Origin of the sequence: Roseovarius sp. 217, assembly GCF_000152845.1 — a bacterium.
Lineage (GTDB): Bacteria > Pseudomonadota > Alphaproteobacteria > Rhodobacterales > Rhodobacteraceae > Roseovarius.
In genome coordinates this window covers 3,824,820-3,842,116 of the sequence record NZ_CH902584.1, presented here as the reverse complement: position 1 = coordinate 3,842,116, position 17,297 = coordinate 3,824,820, and the positions used below count along the sequence as shown (strand labels likewise).

Here is a 17,297-nt window from a genome sequence, read left to right as displayed (position 1 = left end):
GGGCCGCACCCGGTCGCTTTTTGATCAGAAAACGACCGGGCCAGCGATTTGCGGCCCGGCCAGAGCGTCAATTGTCCGGGTTGAACCCAAGGCGGCGGCCCAGTCGGGAGGCGTAGAATTCGCCCACGAGGCCCCGGCGGAAGAGCAGCACACAGACCATGAAGACCACGCCGGTGATGATCGTCACCGGAAAGTCGGACGTGGCCAGATAGTTCTGCAAGGTCACGACAATGCCCGCGCCAAAGATCGGACCGATCAGCGTGCCGATGCCGCCGAGCAGGGTCATCAGGATGACTTCGCCCGACATTTGCCATGTGACATCGGTCAACGTGGCAAACTGGAAAACAAGCGATTTGATCCCACCCGCAAGGCCGGTGAGGGCCGCCGACATCACGAAGGCCGTCAGCTTGTAGCGTGTCACGGAATAGCCAAGAGAGGTGGCGCGGCTCTCATTCTCGCGGATTGACTTGAGGATCATGCCGAAGGGCGAATTCACAATGCGCCAGATGATCACCATGCCCAAGAGGAACACGCCCAGCACGAAATAATACATGTTGGTTGCATCCGAGAGGTCGATAAAGCCGAACAGCTCGCCGCGCGGCACCGACTGGATGCCGTCCTCTCCCTTGGTGAATCCTGCCTGCAAGCAGAAGAAAAAGAACATCTGGCTGAGCGCGAGTGTGATCATCGCGAAATAGATGCCCTGACGGCGAATGGCGATCGCCCCCATGATCAGCCCGAGCCCCGCAGCCCCCGCAACCCCCAGCAGGATGCCAAATTCCGGCGACCAGCCCCATTCCTTGACCGCATGGGCGGTGAAATAGGCTGCACCACCGAAAAAGGCGGAATGTCCGAAGCTGAGCAATCCGGTGTAGCCCAGCAGCAGGTTGAAGGCCGCTGCGAAGAGAGCAAAACACAGGAGTTTCATAACGAAGATCGGATAGAGGTAGAACGGCGCCACCAGAAGGAGGGCCAGAGCGATGAGCAACAGCACGATCCGCACAGGCCCGGCATTCGGCAGAATGGTGGTGGTTTGGTTTGTGATGGGTTCAGATTTGCCTGCCATGTCACACATCCTTTCCGAACAGCCCTGCGGGACGCAGGATGAGGACAATCGCCATGATGACGAAAACCACGATGTTTGACGCCTCGGGGTAGAAGACCTTGGTGAGACCTTCGGCAATTCCCAAAAGATAGCCTGTCACGATCGCGCCCAGGATCGACCCCATGCCACCGATGACGACGACCGCAAAAACGATGATGATGATGTTGGACCCCATGAGCGGACTGACCTGATAAATCGGGGCCGCCAGAACCCCGGCAAAGGCAGCAAGGGCCGCCCCCAAGCCATAGGTGAAGGTCAGCAAAAGCGGCACGTTGACCCCAAAGCTTTGGACGAGAATCGGGTTTTCCGTTGCCGCCCGGAGATAGGAGCCGAGTTTCGTCTTTTCAATCAGGAGCCAGACGGCGAGGCAGACGATCATAGAGGCGACCACCACCCAGCCACGGTAGATCGGCAGGAACATGAACCCCAGGTTTACGCCCCCTGCCAGGGCCTCGGGGGTTGGATACGGCTGGCCCGCCGCCCCATAGATGTACCGGAAGGTGCCTTCGATGGTCAGCGCGAGGCCGAAGGTAAAAAGCAGGCCGTAGAGATGATCCAGCTTGTAGAGGCGCGAGAGCATCGTCCGCTCGACGACCGCGCCGGCAAGCCCGACGAGAACCGGCGCAAGGATCAGCGCTGACCAATACCCCAGACCGAGCCAGAGCGACAGAAGGTAGGCCGCGAAGGCGCCGAGCATATATTGCGCCCCATGCGCAAAGTTGATCACGCGCAACAGGCCAAAGATCACCGCAAGCCCAAGGCTGAGCAGGGCGTAGAACGAGCCATTGATCAGGCCGACCAGAAGCTGTCCAAAGAGGGCGGCTGTGGGCACTCCGAATATCGTTATCATGTCACACTCCCAGCGCTTGGTTCAGGTCTTCACGGCGCGCCTCTAGGTCGCCCACGGGGAATTCCATCGCCATCTGTCCGTGATCCATCAGGTAAAAGCGGTCTGCGACCCGGCTGGCAAAGCGGAAATTCTGCTCGACCAGAACAACCGTCATGCCCCGGCTCTTGAGTTCCGTCAGCACCTCGCCAATGGCGTCGATGATGACCGGGGCCAGACCCTCGGTCGGTTCATCAAGAAGAAGACAGCGCGCGCCGGTACGCAGGATGCGCGCCATCGCCAACATCTGCTGTTCGCCACCCGAGAGTTTGGTTCCGGGGCTATTGCGCCGTTCCTTGAGGTTCGGAAAGAGGCGAAAGATTTCCTCGACCGTCATGCCGCCCTCGGCCACCTTGGGCGGAAGCATCAGATTTTCCTCGACGTTGAGCGTCGCAAAAATCCCGCGTTCCTCGGGGACGAATCCCAGTCCGGTATGGGCGGTGCGGTGCAGGGGCATGGTCATCAGATCCTGCCCGGCAAAGGCCATTTGGCCGGTCCGCTTGCGCAGGATGCCCATGACGGTGCGCAATGTGGTGGTTTTGCCCATGCCGTTGCGACCGAGAATACAGATTGTCTCGCCTTCGTTCACATGCAGGTTCACACCGTGCAGAACATGGCTTTCGCCATACCAGGCATGCAGGTCCGTGACCTTCAACAGTGGTTCGCTCATGCCTCGCTCCCCATATAGGCGCTGCGCACGACCGGGTCTTGCGAGACGCTGTCGTAATCGCCTTCGGCGATGATTTCGCCCCGTTGCAACACGGTGACATGGTGGCAGATGTCGGCCACGACCGAGAGGTTATGTTCGACCATCAGCACCGCGCGGTGCCGGGCCACGTCGCGGATGATATCTGCCACAAGCGTGACGTCCTCGCGCCCCATGCCCGCCATCGGCTCGTCCAGAAGCAGGACTTCGGGGTCGAGGGCCAGCGTGGTTGCGATTTCCAGCACGCGTTTGCGGCCATAGGACAGGTCCGACGCGCGGGTGTCGCGGTATTCACTCAGTCCCAGATCGTCAATCAGCACCTCTGCCCGACCGTTCAGGCGGTCCAGAGCCGACATGGGCAACCAGAATTGCGTCGCCAGATTGTTGGGTCGCTGGAGCGCCACGCGCACGTTTTCCAGCACCGTCAGATGCGGAAAGACAGCGGAAATCTGGAAAGACCGGACAAGACCCATCCGGGCCACGCGGTCAGGTTTCATGTTGGTTATATCCGCCCCGAGCAGGGTGATCTTGCCCCGGGTGGGTTGCAGGAACTTGGTCAGCAGGTTGAATACCGTCGTCTTGCCCGCGCCATTCGGGCCGATCAGGGCATGAATGCGCGCGTGCTGCACGTCGAGATCGACGTTGTTGACGGCGGTGAAACCCGAGAAGTCCTTACCAAGGCCGCGGGCGGAAAGTACCACCCGCGGCTGGTCCTGCTTGCTCACAGGATGTGCGTTCATCGACCTGAGATGCCTTACTGCGTCACGAGCGGGCAGCCGCTCTCGGCAGGTTTGATATAGGCCACATCGCCGGGGATCGTCGACAGGACGTTGTAATAGTCCCATGGCTCGGTGATCTGGTCGGGCGCTTTGACTTCCATCAGGTAGACGTCCTTGATCATGCGACCGTTCGGAGCGACGACGCCGTTCTCAGCGAAAAGATCCTGCACGGGCAGTTCTTTCAGCTTGGCAGCGACTGCTTCGGTCTCATCCGTGCCTGCGGCTTCGATGGCCTTGAGATACGATGTCACGGCCGAATAGGTCGCGGCATGGATCATGTTGGGCATCGCCTGCGTGCGCTCAAAGAAACGCTTGCCGAATTCGCGCGAGGCGTCGGTGCGGTTCCAGTAGAAGCTCTCGGTGAGGGTCAGACCCTGTGCAGCCTCTGCGCCGAGGCCATTGACCTCCGACAGGGTGAACAGGAGCGCCGCAAGACGCTGACCACCTTGCACGATCCCGAATTCGGCAGCCTGCTTGATGGCGTTCTGCGTATCGGCCCCTGCGTTCGCAAGACCGATCACCTTGGCGCCAGAGGCCTGCGCCTGAAGCAGGAAGGACGAGAAATCGGTGGAGGCCAGCGGGTGACGGACGGCACCGACCACTTCGCCGCCATTCGCCTTGACGAAATTGCCGGTGTTCTCTTCCAGCGAATAGCCAAAGGCATAGTCGGCGGTCAGGAAATACCAGCTGTCGCCGCCCTGCTCGACGAGCGCGCCGCCGGTGCCCACGGCTAGAGCGTGGGTGTCATAGGCCCAATGGAAGCCATAGGGCGAGCACTGTGCGCCGGTCAGTTCGGTGGTGGCGGCGCCGGTTGTGATCGTGATCTTGTTGGCCTCTTTCGACAGCGCCTGCACAGCAAGGGCAACCGATGAGGTGGTCAGTTCCATGATGCTGTCGACTTGCTCGGTGTCATACCACTGACGCGCGATATTCGAGGCAATGTCGGCCTTGTTCTGGTGGTCGGCGGTGGTCACTTCGACCGGCGCGCCCAATACAGTGCCGCCGAAATCCTCGACGGCCATCAGGGCCGCTTCATAGGAATAGCGACCGCCAAAGTTGGCATAGACGCCGGACTGATCGTTCAGAATGCCGATCTTGACCTTGTCGTCGCTGACTTGCGCCAGAGCGGGCGCGGCCAGCAAGCCGATCGCCGCAGCGGATGTAAGCAGTTTACGCATGAGTATCCTCCCAAGCCAACCTACGATTGTGGGGTCCGGTTGCGGAACTCCCATCAGGTTGAGCTATGATTTCGATTCAGTTCCATCGGTCGCCTCCCCAGACGTCCCGACGCCCCAGTGATACAACTTTTAGACTTTGACACAACAGTTCACTTTTGGCTAATTTCATACATTGTCTGTACGAAAATGAACAGAAGTGGTCATATGGCACATCTCACTTGGGACGATTTGCAGTTTTTTCTGGCGGTGGCGCGTGAGGGGCAGTTGTCGCGGGCCGCTCGTCAATTGCAAACCAGCCACGTCACGGTCTCGCGCAGAATCGATCGGCTTGAGGCCGGTCTTGAACTGCGCCTGTTCGAGCGCAATCCACGTGGCTATGAACTCACGAGTAACGGGCGACGGTTGGTTGAAACCGCCGAGCGGATGGAGCAGGAGGCAGATCGGCTGTTGCTGGATTTGACCGGAGACATCCGGGCGCAGCGCGGGTTGTTGCGCGTCGCCATGCCAGAAGGATTCGCCAGTTTTTTCAGCGAGAGCCTGCTGCCGCAGTTCATGGACAAATTCCCAAACATCGCGCTGGAGTTGATCACGCTGCCACAAGTCATGTCCCTGTCGCGCCGCGAGGCTGATCTTTCCGTGACACTCGATCCGACCAAAGCCTCGCCTTATCATTCTGAAAAGATTGTCGATTATGCGCTCCGGGTATACGGAACACGGCAATATTTGCAGGCCCGGACCGCGATCACGCGGCGCGAGCAGCTGCTTGACCATCCCTTTGCCGGATACATCGAAGACATGATCTTTGCGCGCGGTCTTGATTATTTGGGGGACGTGCACCCCAAGGTTCGCCCCGTGTTCAAGAGCTCGTCGATCTTTAATCAACTGGCCGCCGTGCGCGCTGGTCTCTGTCTCTGCGTGCTGCCCTGCTATATCGCGCGGCATTACGACGATTTGGTGCCGGTTCTGCCGGACGAGATCACGATCCTGCGCAGCTATTGGCTGACCTGTCACCGCGATGTGCGCGCCATGCTGCGCGAACGCGCCGTGATGGAATTCATCAAGACCTCCATGCACAGCCGTCGAAAGGATCTGATCCCGACCACCGGCTGATTTGGTCCTGTTGACCACAAGACGCTGTATAGGCTTGAAAAAACCAAAAGGGACGCCCAAGAGCGCCCCTTATAAGTCGGTGAAGATGGTGGATCGTGAGACCCAGAGCAGAGGCTCAGAGGATCTTCTGACCCGTCTTTTCCCAATCGGCCATAAAGGTCTTGAGCCCCTGATCGGTCAACGGATGCTCTGCCATTTTCTTGATCACGGACGGTGGGGCTGTCATCACGTCAGCGCCGATATAGGCGGCCTGAAAGGCGTGGTTGACGGTGCGGATTGAGGCCGCGAGGATCTGGGTCTCGAACCCGTAATTGTCATAGATCGTGCGGATATCGGCGATCAGTTCCATCCCATCGAGGTTGATGTCATCGAGCCGCCCGATAAAGGGGGAGATGAAGGTGGCCCCCGCCTTGGCCGCCAAGAGCGCCTGATTGGCCGAAAAGCAAAGCGTCACATTGACCATGTGCCCCTCGCCCGAGAGCACTTTGCACGCCTTGAGACCATCCCAGGTGAGCGGCACCTTGACGGCGATATTGCCCGCGATGGCGGCGAGTTTGCGTCCCTCGGCGATCATCTCGTCCGCGGTGAGGGCCACAACTTCGGCGCTGACCGGGCCATCGACCATTTCGGCGATCTCTTTGGTCACTTCGAGAATGTCGCGGCCTGACTTCAGGATGAGCGACGGGTTGGTGGTGACGCCGTCCACCATGCCAAGGTCATTGAGTTCGGCAATCTGATCGGTTTCGGCGGTATCGACAAAGAATTTCATGGGGTGGCCCTCTGTGGCGGGTTGGGTTTGCTTGCCGAAGCGTTTACCTCATAGGCACGCCCGCCGAAACCCCTCACGCGACAGGAGCCGCCCGTTGACCCAAGCCTTGCCCGACTTCTATCACGAGGGCGAGTTGGTGGCGGTGCTGACGGCGCAGCCATTGGACGGCCCGCTGGATTATCTGGCCCCTGAGGGTGGGGTCATGGCCGGGGCCTTTGTCGAGGTGCCGCTGGGGCCGCGCCGGGTGTTGGGTGTTGTCTGGGGGCCGGGGCGGGGTGGATTCGACCTCAAGAAGGCGCGCAGCATCGGCCGCGTTCTGGATGTTGCGCCGATGCGGGGCGAGATGCAGGAGTTTTTGCGCCGGGCGGGGGAATATACGCTGACACCGCTGCCTGCGATGCTGCGGCTGGCGACGCGCGCGCCGGGGCTGAGCGAGCCGCCCTCGATGCAAAAGATTTACCGGCTGGGGGATATGGAGCCTGCGCGCCTGACCGATGCCCGCGCGCGGGTGCTGGAGGTGCTGCGCGATCATGGCGGGCTTGGGTTCACGCTCAAGGAGGTGAGCGATCTGGCGGGGGTGACATCCTCGGTGGTCAAAGGGTTGGTGGCGCAAGGGGCCGTGCTTGAGGAGGACACGCCGCGCGATACGCCCTTTGCCCGACTTGATCCCGACCTGCCCGCCAAGGCGCTGACCGAGGATCAGGCGACGGCGGCGCGGTCGCTCTGCGCGGGGCTGCGCGGGCAGGGCTATGGGACAACCCTGCTGCGCGGTGTGACCGGATCGGGTAAGACCGAAGTGTATCTGGAGGCTGTGGCCGAGGCATTGCGTCAAGGGGGGCAAGCGCTGGTGCTCTTGCCCGAGATTGCGTTGACGGCAGAGTTTCTGACGCGGGTCGAGGCGCGGTTTGGCGCGCGCCCGGCGGAATGGCATTCCGGCGTCACCATGACCGAGCGGCGGCGGGTTTGGAAAATGGTCGGGCAGGGGGGCGCACAGATGGTGGTGGGGGCGCGCTCTGCGCTGTTCCTGCCGTTTCAGAATCTGCGGTTGATCGTGGTCGATGAGGAACACGACAGCTCTTACAAACAAGAGGATGGCGCGCTCTATCATGCGCGCGATATGGCGGTTTTGCGTGCGAGCCTGTGTAGCGCGCGGGTGGTGCTGGCCTCGGCCACGCCAAGCCTTGAGAGTTGGGCCAATGCCGAAGCCGGGAAATACGAGCGGCTGGATCTGGATTCGCGATTTGGCGTGGCGGTGATGCCGGAACTGGCGGCCATCGATATGCGGGCAGAAACATTGCCGTCGAACCGCTGGATTTCGCCCACATTGCAGGCGGCGGTCAATGCGCGGGTGGCGGCGGGGGAACAGGCGCTCTTGTTTCTCAACCGGCGCGGCTATGCGCCGACCACCATTTGCCGCGCCTGTGGGCATCAAATCGGATGCCTGCACTGCGACGCGCGCATGGTCGAGCATCGTTTTCAAAAGCGGTTGATGTGCCATCAATGCGGCGAGAGTGCTGCCATGCCCGAGGCCTGCCCGGCCTGTGGTGTCGCGGGCAAGCTGGCGGCGGTCGGGCCGGGGGTGGAGCGGCTGGCGGAAGAGGCCGCCGCGCTTTTCCCACAGGCGCGGATTGCGGTGCTGTCGTCGGATCTGTTTGGCTCTGCGCGCGCGCTGAAAGAGCAGATTGTCGAGATTGCCCAAGGGGCGGCTGACATCATCATCGGCACGCAACTTGTTGCAAAAGGTCATAATTTCCCGTTGCTGACCTTGGTGGGGGTGATTGATGCCGATCTGGGCTTGCAGGGCTTGGACCTGCGCGCCGCCGAGCGGACATTTCAATTGATGCGGCAGGTGGCGGGGCGTGCGGGCCGGGCAGAGCGGGCCGGGCGCGCGCTCTTGCAGACGTTTCAGCCGGAGCATCCGGTCATTCGCGCCATTCTGGCCGGGGACGAAGAGGGATTCTGGCGCGCCGAGGCCGAGGGGCGCAGGCAGGCGGGTGTGCCGCCCTATGGTCGGATGGCGGGGATCATCCTGTCGTCACCCGATATGCAGGCGGTGTTCGATCTGGGCGAGGCGCTGGCGCGGCGCGACGGACCCATTCGGGCGGTGGGGGCGCAGGTCTTTGGCCCGGCACCGGCACCGATTGCCCGTATCCGGGGGCGACACCGGGTGCGGCTGCTGGTCAAGGCGTCGAAAGGGGCGGCGTTGCAGGCGGCGGTATCTGAGTGGGTTGGACAGGTGCGGTTGCCTGCACAGATGCGGTTGACGGTTGATATTGATCCGCAGAGTTTTTACTGAGGCTTTCTTGAAAAGAAAGTACGTCGAAATCTTTGCAAGATTTCGATTGGGCCAAGGGCGCAGCCCCTCGCCAAGGCGGCATCTTGGGCGTAAAGGGAAAACATGAGACCACAGTTTCCCTTGGGCAGAGCGCAAGAGCTGCCATTCTGGCGCAGGCCTGTCACGCTGCTCTTTCTGATGGCTGCCGCGATGCCGGTGGCCTTTGCCACGTGGTCGGCGCTTCTCAATAATTTTGTGATCGAAGTGGCGGGGTTCAACGGCTCTGACATCGGCTGGCTGCACACGGTGCGGGAAATCCCCGGATTTCTGGCGATTGGTGTCATTGCGCTGATCCTCTTCATGCATGAGCAGGTGCTGGCGCTGGTGTCTTTGCTGCTCTTGGGGGTGGCGACCGCGATTACCGCGCATTTCCCGAGTTTGGGCGGGATTCTCACGATCACCATGCTCAGTTCCATCGGGTTTCACTATTTCGAGACGGTCAACCAATCGCTGCAATTGCAATGGTTGGATAAATTGCGCGCGCCGCAGATGCTGGGCTGGCTGATGGCGGGGGGATCGGCGGCGACGCTGGTGGCTTATGTGCTCATTGTGCTGACATGGCAGGCCTTTGATCTGAGTTACAATTTTGTCTATCTCGTCTCGGGCGGGTTCACGGCTGTGGTGGCGGTGTTCTGCCTGATTGCCTATCCCCGGTTCGAGGCCCCCAATCCACAACTCAAGAAGATGGTGCTGCGGCGGCGCTATTGGCTCTATTATGCGCTGCAATTCATGGCGGGCGCGCGGCGGCAGATTTTCATCGTCTTTGCAGGCTTTATGATGGTCGAGAAATTCGGCTTTGACGTGCATGAGGTGACGGCGCTCTTTCTCATCAACCTCGTGGTGAACATGATTTTCGCACCCCTGATGGGCAAGGCCGTGTTTCATTTCGGCGAGCGGCGCACGTTGCTGTTTGAATATGCTGGGCTGGCGATCGTGTTTCTGGCCTATGGCGGCATCTATTTCTTTGGTTGGGGCGTGGTGCTGGCGGCGACGCTCTATGTGATCGACCATATCCTGTTTTCGCTGGCTCTGGCGCTCAAGACCTACTTCCAGAAGATTGCCGATCCCGGCGATATTGCCCCGACCGCGGCCGTGGCCTTTACCATCAACCATATCGCGGCGGTGTTTCTGCCTGCGGCGCTGGGCTATTTGTGGCTGGTGTCGCCTGCGGCGGTGTTTTTCGGGGCGGCGGGCATGGCGGGGGTGTCATTCGGCCTTGCGCTGTTGATCCCGCGCCATCCGGAGCCGGGCAATGAGACGATCTTTGCGCAGTTTATGCCCGCCCCCGCCGAGTGATCCCGTTCTCCCGAAAAGGAAACTGCATGCCGACCTTTACCGCCCTCACGACCCTGCCCGGACGCGCCAATGCCGAGGCGCTGGCCGAAGCCTTGGAGCATCTGGAGCCGGAACCGACCGGCATCGGATCATTCGAGATGGAGGACGGATCGGGCCTGTGGGAGATTGGCGCCTATTTCGAGGCCGCCCCCGATGAGGTGGCGCTGGCGCTTTTGGCCAAGGTGCATGGGGCCAAGCCCTTTGTCATCTCGGAGTTGCCAGAGGTGGATTGGGTGGCCAAGGTACGCCGCGATTTGACTCCGGTCGTTGCGGGGCGGTTTTTTGTCTATGGCAGCCATGATGCCGACAAGGTGCCCGAGGATTGCGAGCCGCTTCTCATCGAGGCGGCGATGGCCTTTGGCACTGGGCACCACGGCACGACGCAGGGCTGTCTCAAGGCGCTGGACCGGCTGGCGGGCCAAGGCTTTGTCGGGCGCTCTGTGCTGGATCTGGGATGCGGCACGGCGGTTCTGGCGATGGCGGCGGCGCGGATCTGGCCCGGTGTCATGCTGGCCAGCGACATCGACGCGGTGGCGGTTGATGTGGCAAACGCCAATGTCACGGCAAATGCCCTTGAAGGCCGGGTCGAGTGTATCGAGGCCGAGGGGCTGGAGCATCCGCGCCTGAGCGCGGCAGCCCCCTATGATTTGGTGTTTGCCAATATCCTAAAGGGGCCGCTGATCCAGCTGGCACCGGGCATCACGGCGGCGCTGACGCCCGGGGGCAAGGTGATTCTCTCGGGTATTTTGAACGAGCAAGCGGATGAGGTTCGCGACGTTTACTGCGCGATTGGAAACAGTCTCGAGCATCGCGAAGAGATTGGTGACTGGACCACGCTGACCCTATCTAAAAGTCAATGAAAATGCGTCAGAATTAGGGCTAGCCAGAGGGTCTGCCTTGCTTTCGCCACATTTCGGGCATACCTTTTTCCTTATCGCGGTGGGGGTCGTGATAACGGGATGTCTCGATATGAGTGACGCATTTCAAGAGTTCGACGCGCGCCTCAAGACGATTGGCCGCAAACGGACAAAATTAGCGCGGGGCTATGTCAGCAAGGTCGACAAGGATGGGCTGATTATTTTTCGCCCAAAGCGTCGCAGATCCGGCATTCCGTTGCGCGGTCTGCTCTATATGTTTCTCGGGTTCATGTTCTTTAAGGCCGTGATCATCGCGCATCTCGGGCTGCCTCTCTACGGAGACCGCCTGTCACAACTTTCCCAAGGCAGCGTTGTCGAGCAGGCCGGGTCCGTTGTGATGCGGGCCGATCCGCTGAGCCTGACACTCGCGTCCTATCTGCGTCCGATCCTGCACTGAGGTTGCTCTGAGCGGTCTACAGTCGGCTCCGAAATGTAAAAAGCCCGCGCGGGTAATACCGGCGCGGGCTTTTTCATGGGAGCGAGGGAGGGTCAAACCTGACGCGCAACCAGGTCAATGTCGCCACGGCTCAGACCGATATCATCAAGCTCGCGGTCCGACAGGCGAGACAGTGCAGCGCGGGTGGCGCGACGCTCGTTCCATGCGGCAAGAACCGAAAATACGCGGGAAAAGACTGCGCCGAAGCCGGCGTTCGTGGTGTGGGAGCGGGTGCTATCAAGAGCGGCCATGATTTTATTCCTGTGAATTGAGGGGACAGAGCATGTCTGTTTCTGAGTGGCAGGTAGTCCGGCAATTCCGTTCTCACAAGGCGAGTTTATTGCATAGTTCTTATGCGTTTTATGCATGGGTATAACTACGGGTAAGCTACTTGTTTTTAAACGATTTAATATTCTCCCTGGATGACGCTACGTCCCAAGTAGCGACAATTCTGCAACGCAATGATGCCAAATCGGGCAGTTTGTGAACACGCATTCCGCTTGGTGCCTGTTCCCGTTTCGTGCTAATGCTGAAAAAAAGCGAAAAGGCAGGGCAGAGACATGCGGGTATTGGGCATTGATCCCGGGTTGCGAAACCTTGGCTGGGGCGTGATTGAGGTCGAGGGCAGCAGGCTCAGCCATGTGGCCAATGGGATCTGCCATTCCACCGGTCCGGATCTTGCGGCGCGGCTCTTGTCGCTCTATGAGCAACTCACCGATATTCTGCACCGCTTTGACCCGCAGGCGGCGGCCGTCGAGCAGACCTTTGTCAACAAGGACGGGGCGGGGACGCTGAAACTGGGTCAGGCGCGGGGCATTGCCCTGTTGGTGCCCGCGCAATACGGGCTGACGGTCGGGGAATACTCGCCCAATACGGTCAAGAAAACAGTGGTGGGCGTGGGCCATGCCGCCAAGGAACAGGTGGCGCATATGGTCAAGGTGCAACTGCCCGGTGTCCTGCTGGCCGGGCCGGATGCGGCGGATGCGCTGGCGATTGCGATCTGTCACGCGCATCATTCCCGGTCGAGCGACATGCTGGCGCGGGCTGTGCAGAGGGCCAGCGCATGATCGGGCGGATCGCTGGGCGGATTGATTATCGCGGCACCGATCACGTGTTGATCGACGTGCGCGGCGTGGGCTATCTGGTCTATTGCTCTGAGCGGACGCTCTCGGCCCTGCCGGGTGTGGGGGGGATGGCGGCGCTCTATACAGATTTGCTGGTGCGCGAGGATCTCTTGCAGCTTTTCGGCTTTCCAACCTTGGTGGAAAAGGAATGGCACCGCTTGTTGATGAGCGTTCAGGGGGTAGGGGCCAAGGCCTCGCTCGCCATTCTGGGCGCATTGGGGCCCGAGGGTGTGGGCCGGGCGATTGCGATTGGGGATTGGCATTCGGTGACCGCGGCCAAAGGCATCGGGGCCAAGACCGCACAACGCGTGGTCAATGAGTTGAAGGACAAGGCGCCCTTGATTATGGCGATGGGGGCCGCCCCGCCCCCCGCGCAGGACGCGGGCGAAGTGATCGAAACAGGGCCGATACAGATTGCCCCCGTACACGCCCCGACCGATCCCGGCGCGCAGGCCGAGGCGCTGTCGGCGCTGACCAATCTGGGCTATTCCCCCGGCGAGGCGGCGGGCGCTGTGGCGCAGGTCGCGGGTGAGATGCCAGAGGCCGCCACTGCCGATCTGATCCGCGCCGCCCTGCGGCGGCTGGCACCGAAGGGGTAAGTTATGGCCGAACCAGACCCGACATTGCGCGGCGCGGCCTTGCCCGAGGATCAGGACCGGAGCCTGCGGCCACAGGCGCTGTCAGAGTTCATCGGCCAAAAGGAAGCGCGGGCCAATCTGGCAGTTTTTATCCAATCCGCCCGGCAGCGCGGCGATGCGATGGATCACACGCTGTTTCATGGCCCCCCCGGTCTGGGCAAGACGACGCTGGCACAGATCATGGCGCGCGAATTGGGGGTGGGATTTCGCATGACCTCTGGCCCGGTGCTGGCCAAGGCCGGGGATCTGGCGGCGATCCTGACCAATCTGGAGCGCAACGATGTGCTCTTTATCGACGAAATTCACCGACTCAACCCGGCGGTGGAAGAGGTGCTCTATCCGGCGATGGAGGATTTCGAGCTGGATCTGGTGATCGGCGAGGGGCCAGCGGCGCGCACCGTGCGGATCGAATTGCAGCCCTTCACACTGGTCGGGGCGACGACGCGGCTGGGTCTTTTGACCACGCCCCTGCGCGACCGCTTTGGCATTCCCACGCGGCTGCAATTCTACGAAATTGACGAGTTGCACGAAATCGTGACGCGCAACGCAAAGCTCTTGAACATCCCCACCGACACCGAGGGCGCGCGCGAGATTGCCCGCCGTGCGCGCGGCACGCCGCGCATTGCCGGGCGTTTGCTGCGCCGCGTGGTTGATTTCGCCGTGGTCGAGGGCGGCGGCAAGATCAGCCGCGCGCTGGCAGACAGTTCGCTGACGCGGCTTGGTGTGGATCATCTGGGGCTTGACGGCGCCGACCGGCGCTATCTGCGCCTGATTGCCGAGGCCTATCAGGGCGGGCCGGTGGGGATCGAGACCTTATCAGCCGCATTGTCCGAGAGCCGCGATGCGCTGGAAGAGGTGATCGAGCCGTTTCTCCTGCAACAAGGCCTGATCCAACGCACGCCGCGTGGACGGATGCTAGCGCAGGGCGGCTGGGCGCATCTGGGGCTGGCTGCACCGGGGCCAAAGGGGCAGAGTGATCTGTTTGAGAGTGGCAAATGATGTCCGGGGAGGGTGGAGGCATGGGGCCGGAGCATAGAGGCGCGACAGGATTGGCGGTCTGGGGAAGTTTTTTGGTAGTGAAAGTGGTGCCGTTTTTTCGTGAGAGCGAGGTTTTCGTGGAGAGACTTACGACGTTCGAGCAGTCAATTGAGGCGCATCAAAATGGCTAAGCGGGCCTTTGCGCGTTTTTTGAGTGTAACGGTTTTCATGATTGTCTCGTACACCCACGTGGGGCTTGCCCAAGGCTTAGATGTATCGGAAAGGGAATCAGATTTTCAGTATCGGATACAGCGTCCTGCAGGGGTACTGTTGAAAAATTGTATGCAAAACTATGAAGACCTTCCCTGTAAATATTACGCCTATGCATACGTTCTTCGCGCTGGTGGCCAACCGATTTCAGATCTGGAAATGCTCCAGAATATACTCCCTCCTATAGGAGATTTTCCTATTCCTTTAAGGAATAGAATTCTGCCGCAATATGAACTGGCGACATCGTACTGCACGCAACTGGATCAAGCTGTGTTGCTGCGAAGCCTTACCTTTTCCAAGGACCGAAAGTACGTATCCGCCAGTATTGTGCCCGAAGAAATTGAACATTGCTTTTCCGGTTATGATCGAGGCTCTGCAAAATTGCCAAGAAACTACCTTCTGATGGATGATGAAAAGATTTTTGCCCGTGTGGAGTGTTCTACCCTTGAGGCCGTTCCCAATCCGACATGTCAGCTTACGGCGTATCCAAGCTCAGGAAATTTTCGCATCGAGATTGGCCCATTCCCCAAGAGGAACCTGCGTATTCTCATCTTGAACGCACAGTTGATCATTCAGGAGTTCATCGACGAGGTGCCGATTGAATTCCCAGATGATTTTGTCTGGACGCAACCACCTAGGTTAGTTCGTATTTCAGAAACTTCAGAAATTGCAATTTCCCTCTCGGAGGAGAAATTGAAATGATAGGGCTGTCCGGCTGGTGGCCATTGACTACACGGGAGACGAGGTGATTGTACCGTAGGTCTTGCAACAGGGCCAAAGAGGCAGAGTGATCCATCCGAAGGTTGAAGCGCTGGGGGCGGGTGTTTGATCTGAGTATTTTTTGGCAAGAAAAGCCGGGTTTGCGAGAAATGGCGCGGGTTGATAGATGGGCGCAAAATTCGGAGACCTGCCCATGAGCGACACCCTGACCCCCGACGAGATTGCAGCGCTGTTTACCCGCGCGGATGGCGAATTTTTCTTTGCCCGTTGGGGGCGGCCCATTGTGCCGGTGGTGTTTGGCACGGATGATGCGACGCTGAGCGTGGTCAAGGGCGCGGTCGAGGCGGTGGTGGCGCTGGCCGGGCATCAGATGGCCGAAACCGACCCGGAACTGGGCGCGAATCTCATGCTGTTTTTCTTTCGCGAGTGGCAGGAATTGCCCGAGGTGCCGGGGCTGGATCGGCTGATCCCCGATCTTGGCCCGCTGGTGGCCAAGCTGGAGGCGGCGGAGGCCAATCAATACCGTATTTTCCGCTTTGATCCGGCGGGGGCCATTCGGGCGTGCTTTGTGTTCTTGCGGATGGACGCGCATCTGAGTGCTGTGCCCGCCGAGACATTGGCGTTGAGCCAGATCGTGCAGAGCGTGCTGGTGTGGTCGGACTGGGCGTTTCAGGACCGTTCGGCGCTGGCCGCGCTGCCGGGGGGTGCTGTGGTGCTGCGCCCCGAGATCGGGGCGCTGATCCGGGCGGCTTATGATCCGGTTTTGCCGCCTGTCAGTCAGGACGCAAGCCATGCGCTGCGGTTGGCGGCGCGGATTGGTCACGCGGGGGCGCACTGAGCCTGCAAAGGCGGCAACCGGGTGGAAACGTCTTGACCGAATCTGCCAGAATAGCCTTAGTACCCCCATTATCTGGGGAAGTTTGTATGAGAAGCGCTATTTGTGGGGGTGTGTTGCTGGTCGCCGCTGCGTTGGGTGGGCAGGCCGAGGCGCAGGGCTGCGGGGGCAGCTATGTGGTCCAGACCGGCGAAACCCTGTCGATGATCGCCGAGCGCTACTATCAGGATGCGGGCAAGTGGACGGTGATCCAATCGTCCAATCTGGATCAGATCGGCAGTGACCCCAACACGGTCCGGGCCGGGATGCGATTGCACCTGCGTTGTATCAATGGTCTGCCCGTCGGATTGGACGCAGCGACCTCCGTGACGGTAAAGCCCGAAAAAGCAACCTCCGCGGCTCGGGCGGTCGCCGGCGACATGGCGCCCGGGCAGGACAGGATCACTATTCTCACTGGCAGCGATCTGTGGCCCTTTGCCGACAAGTCCCTGCCCGAAGGCGGTATGCTGACAGAGGTCGTGCGTGCGGCGATGGGGGCGGCAAACCCCGCGCAGGGCTTTGCCATCCACTGGATAGATGACTGGTCCGCGCATCAGGATCCGCTCCTGTCCAATCGGCTCCTTGATATTGGTTTTCCCTGGCCCAAGCCGGATTGTACCACGGCTCCCGAGGTCTACGGCTGTGTTAACCTGCTGTTCTCTGCCCCGATGTTCGAGATGCTGATCCTGCTCTTTGTGGACAGAACGCGCCCCATCTCCTTTCACTCAGCGGCGGATTTTCAGGGCAAGACGCTCTGTCAGCCTGCGGGCCTTGATACTGCCCTCTTCGAACAGCAGGGCCGCAACTGGTTAGAGGCGGGAGTGATCACGCTCGAGACGCCGGCAACGGCGGAGGCCTGCCTGAGCATGCTGGTGGAGGGCACGGTTGACGGTGTGGTCCTCAACGAGTTTCAGGGTCGGCGCAAGGTCAAGGACTTGGGGCTGGAGGATCGCGTCATGGTGGCCGATGGTCAGCCGATCTCGGTTGATGGTGCCCATATGGTCGTGCATAAATCGCACCCGGATGGCCAAGCGCTGCTTGCCATGTTCAACAGAGGTCTGGAAGAAATCCGGGCCAACGGCACCTATCAACAGATCATTGATGCCCATATGACCCGCGTCTGGGCGGGGCTCTGAG

The 17,297-nt window shown here is 60.5% G+C and carries 18 protein-coding genes; 11 read left to right on the top strand and 7 right to left on the bottom strand.

All coding sequences use genetic code 11. The features are described 5' to 3' along the window. Positions 1-67: 67 nt before the first annotated feature. Genes ROS217_RS18460 through ROS217_RS18440 form a run of 5 tightly spaced genes read right to left on the bottom strand, consistent with a single transcriptional unit; the run spans position 68 to position 4,654 of the window. Entirely contained in the window at positions 68-1,066 is a 999-nt protein-coding gene (locus ROS217_RS18460; protein ID WP_085978782.1) for a branched-chain amino acid ABC transporter permease, read from the bottom strand. Position 1,067: 1 nt separating this feature from the next. Further along, the gene (locus tag ROS217_RS18455; RefSeq protein WP_040650746.1) at positions 1,068-1,955 is read right to left on the bottom strand and encodes a branched-chain amino acid ABC transporter permease; all 888 of its coding nucleotides are present in this window, start codon (positions 1,953-1,955) and stop codon (positions 1,068-1,070) included. A 1-nt stretch (position 1,956) separates the two neighbouring features. Next, positions 1,957-2,661: an ABC transporter ATP-binding protein gene (locus ROS217_RS18450; protein WP_009819317.1), complete on the bottom strand. Its 705-nt coding sequence runs from the start codon at positions 2,659-2,661 to the stop codon at positions 1,957-1,959. After that, complete coding sequence (locus ROS217_RS18445; RefSeq protein WP_009819316.1) at positions 2,658-3,437, bottom strand: ABC transporter ATP-binding protein; 780 nt, start codon at positions 3,435-3,437, stop codon at positions 2,658-2,660. The genes ROS217_RS18450 and ROS217_RS18445 overlap by 4 nt, the downstream gene beginning before the upstream one ends. Positions 3,438-3,451: 14 nt before the next feature. Next, the gene (locus ROS217_RS18440) at positions 3,452-4,654 is read right to left on the bottom strand and encodes an ABC transporter substrate-binding protein (RefSeq protein ID WP_009819315.1); all 1,203 of its coding nucleotides are present in this window, start codon (positions 4,652-4,654) and stop codon (positions 3,452-3,454) included. A 204-nt stretch (positions 4,655-4,858) separates the two neighbouring features. On the opposite strand from ROS217_RS18440, the gene ROS217_RS18435 reads away from it, so the two are divergent. Further along, complete coding sequence (locus tag ROS217_RS18435; protein ID WP_009819314.1) at positions 4,859-5,764, top strand: LysR family transcriptional regulator; 906 nt, start codon at positions 4,859-4,861, stop codon at positions 5,762-5,764. A gap of 115 nt (positions 5,765-5,879) precedes the next feature. Here the strand turns inward: ROS217_RS18435 and fsa are convergent, their stop codons facing one another. Then, positions 5,880-6,533: a fructose-6-phosphate aldolase gene (gene fsa / locus ROS217_RS18430; RefSeq protein ID WP_009819313.1), complete on the bottom strand. Its 654-nt coding sequence runs from the start codon at positions 6,531-6,533 to the stop codon at positions 5,880-5,882. 94 nt (positions 6,534-6,627) lie between these two features. On the opposite strand from fsa, the gene ROS217_RS18425 reads away from it, so the two are divergent. The 4 genes from ROS217_RS18425 (at position 6,628) to ROS217_RS18410 (ending at position 11,517) form a co-directional block, all read left to right on the top strand. Next, positions 6,628-8,829: a primosomal protein N' gene (locus ROS217_RS18425; RefSeq protein ID WP_009819312.1), complete on the top strand. Its 2,202-nt coding sequence runs from the start codon at positions 6,628-6,630 to the stop codon at positions 8,827-8,829. 102 nt (positions 8,830-8,931) lie between these two features. Next, positions 8,932-10,164: an MFS transporter gene (locus ROS217_RS18420; RefSeq protein WP_040650744.1), complete on the top strand. Its 1,233-nt coding sequence runs from the start codon at positions 8,932-8,934 to the stop codon at positions 10,162-10,164. Positions 10,165-10,190: 26 nt separating this feature from the next. After that, a complete protein-coding gene (locus ROS217_RS18415) occupies positions 10,191-11,063 on the top strand; it encodes a 50S ribosomal protein L11 methyltransferase (RefSeq protein ID WP_009819310.1) in 873 nt (290 codons plus the stop codon). A 109-nt stretch (positions 11,064-11,172) separates the two neighbouring features. Beyond that, positions 11,173-11,517: a hypothetical protein gene (locus ROS217_RS18410; RefSeq protein WP_009819309.1), complete on the top strand. Its 345-nt coding sequence runs from the start codon at positions 11,173-11,175 to the stop codon at positions 11,515-11,517. A gap of 92 nt (positions 11,518-11,609) precedes the next feature. Here ROS217_RS18410 and ROS217_RS18405 read toward each other — a convergent pair whose 3' ends face one another. After that, positions 11,610-11,807 carry a DUF1127 domain-containing protein gene (locus ROS217_RS18405; RefSeq protein WP_009819308.1) on the bottom strand — a complete coding sequence of 66 codons (198 nt, stop codon included), beginning with the start codon at positions 11,805-11,807 and terminating at the stop codon, positions 11,610-11,612. 309 nt (positions 11,808-12,116) lie between these two features. Here ROS217_RS18405 and ruvC point away from each other — a divergent pair, with 309 nt between their 5' ends. The 6 genes from ruvC to ROS217_RS18375 all read left to right on the top strand — a co-directional run bounded on the left by ruvC (position 12,117) and on the right by ROS217_RS18375 (position 17,296). Then, positions 12,117-12,623: a crossover junction endodeoxyribonuclease RuvC gene (gene ruvC, locus ROS217_RS18400; protein WP_009819307.1), complete on the top strand. Its 507-nt coding sequence runs from the start codon at positions 12,117-12,119 to the stop codon at positions 12,621-12,623. Beyond that, positions 12,620-13,279, top strand: a complete 660-nt coding sequence (gene ruvA / locus ROS217_RS18395) for a Holliday junction branch migration protein RuvA (RefSeq protein ID WP_009819306.1) — start codon at positions 12,620-12,622, stop codon at positions 13,277-13,279. Before ruvC ends, ruvA begins: the two co-directional genes overlap by 4 nt. 3 nt (positions 13,280-13,282) lie before the next feature. Further along, positions 13,283-14,317: a Holliday junction branch migration DNA helicase RuvB gene (gene ruvB, locus ROS217_RS18390; RefSeq protein ID WP_009819305.1), complete on the top strand. Its 1,035-nt coding sequence runs from the start codon at positions 13,283-13,285 to the stop codon at positions 14,315-14,317. Between the two features lie 162 nt (positions 14,318-14,479). After that, on the top strand, positions 14,480-15,268 hold the full coding sequence (locus ROS217_RS18385) for a hypothetical protein (protein ID WP_009819303.1): 789 nt from the start codon (positions 14,480-14,482) through the stop codon (positions 15,266-15,268). Between the two features lie 184 nt (positions 15,269-15,452). Further along, positions 15,453-16,124, top strand: a complete 672-nt coding sequence (locus ROS217_RS18380; RefSeq protein ID WP_009819302.1) for a hypothetical protein — start codon at positions 15,453-15,455, stop codon at positions 16,122-16,124. A gap of 86 nt (positions 16,125-16,210) precedes the next feature. Then, complete coding sequence (locus ROS217_RS18375; protein ID WP_040650743.1) at positions 16,211-17,296, top strand: transporter substrate-binding domain-containing protein; 1,086 nt, start codon at positions 16,211-16,213, stop codon at positions 17,294-17,296. The last annotated feature ends 1 nt before the right edge of the window (position 17,297 follow it).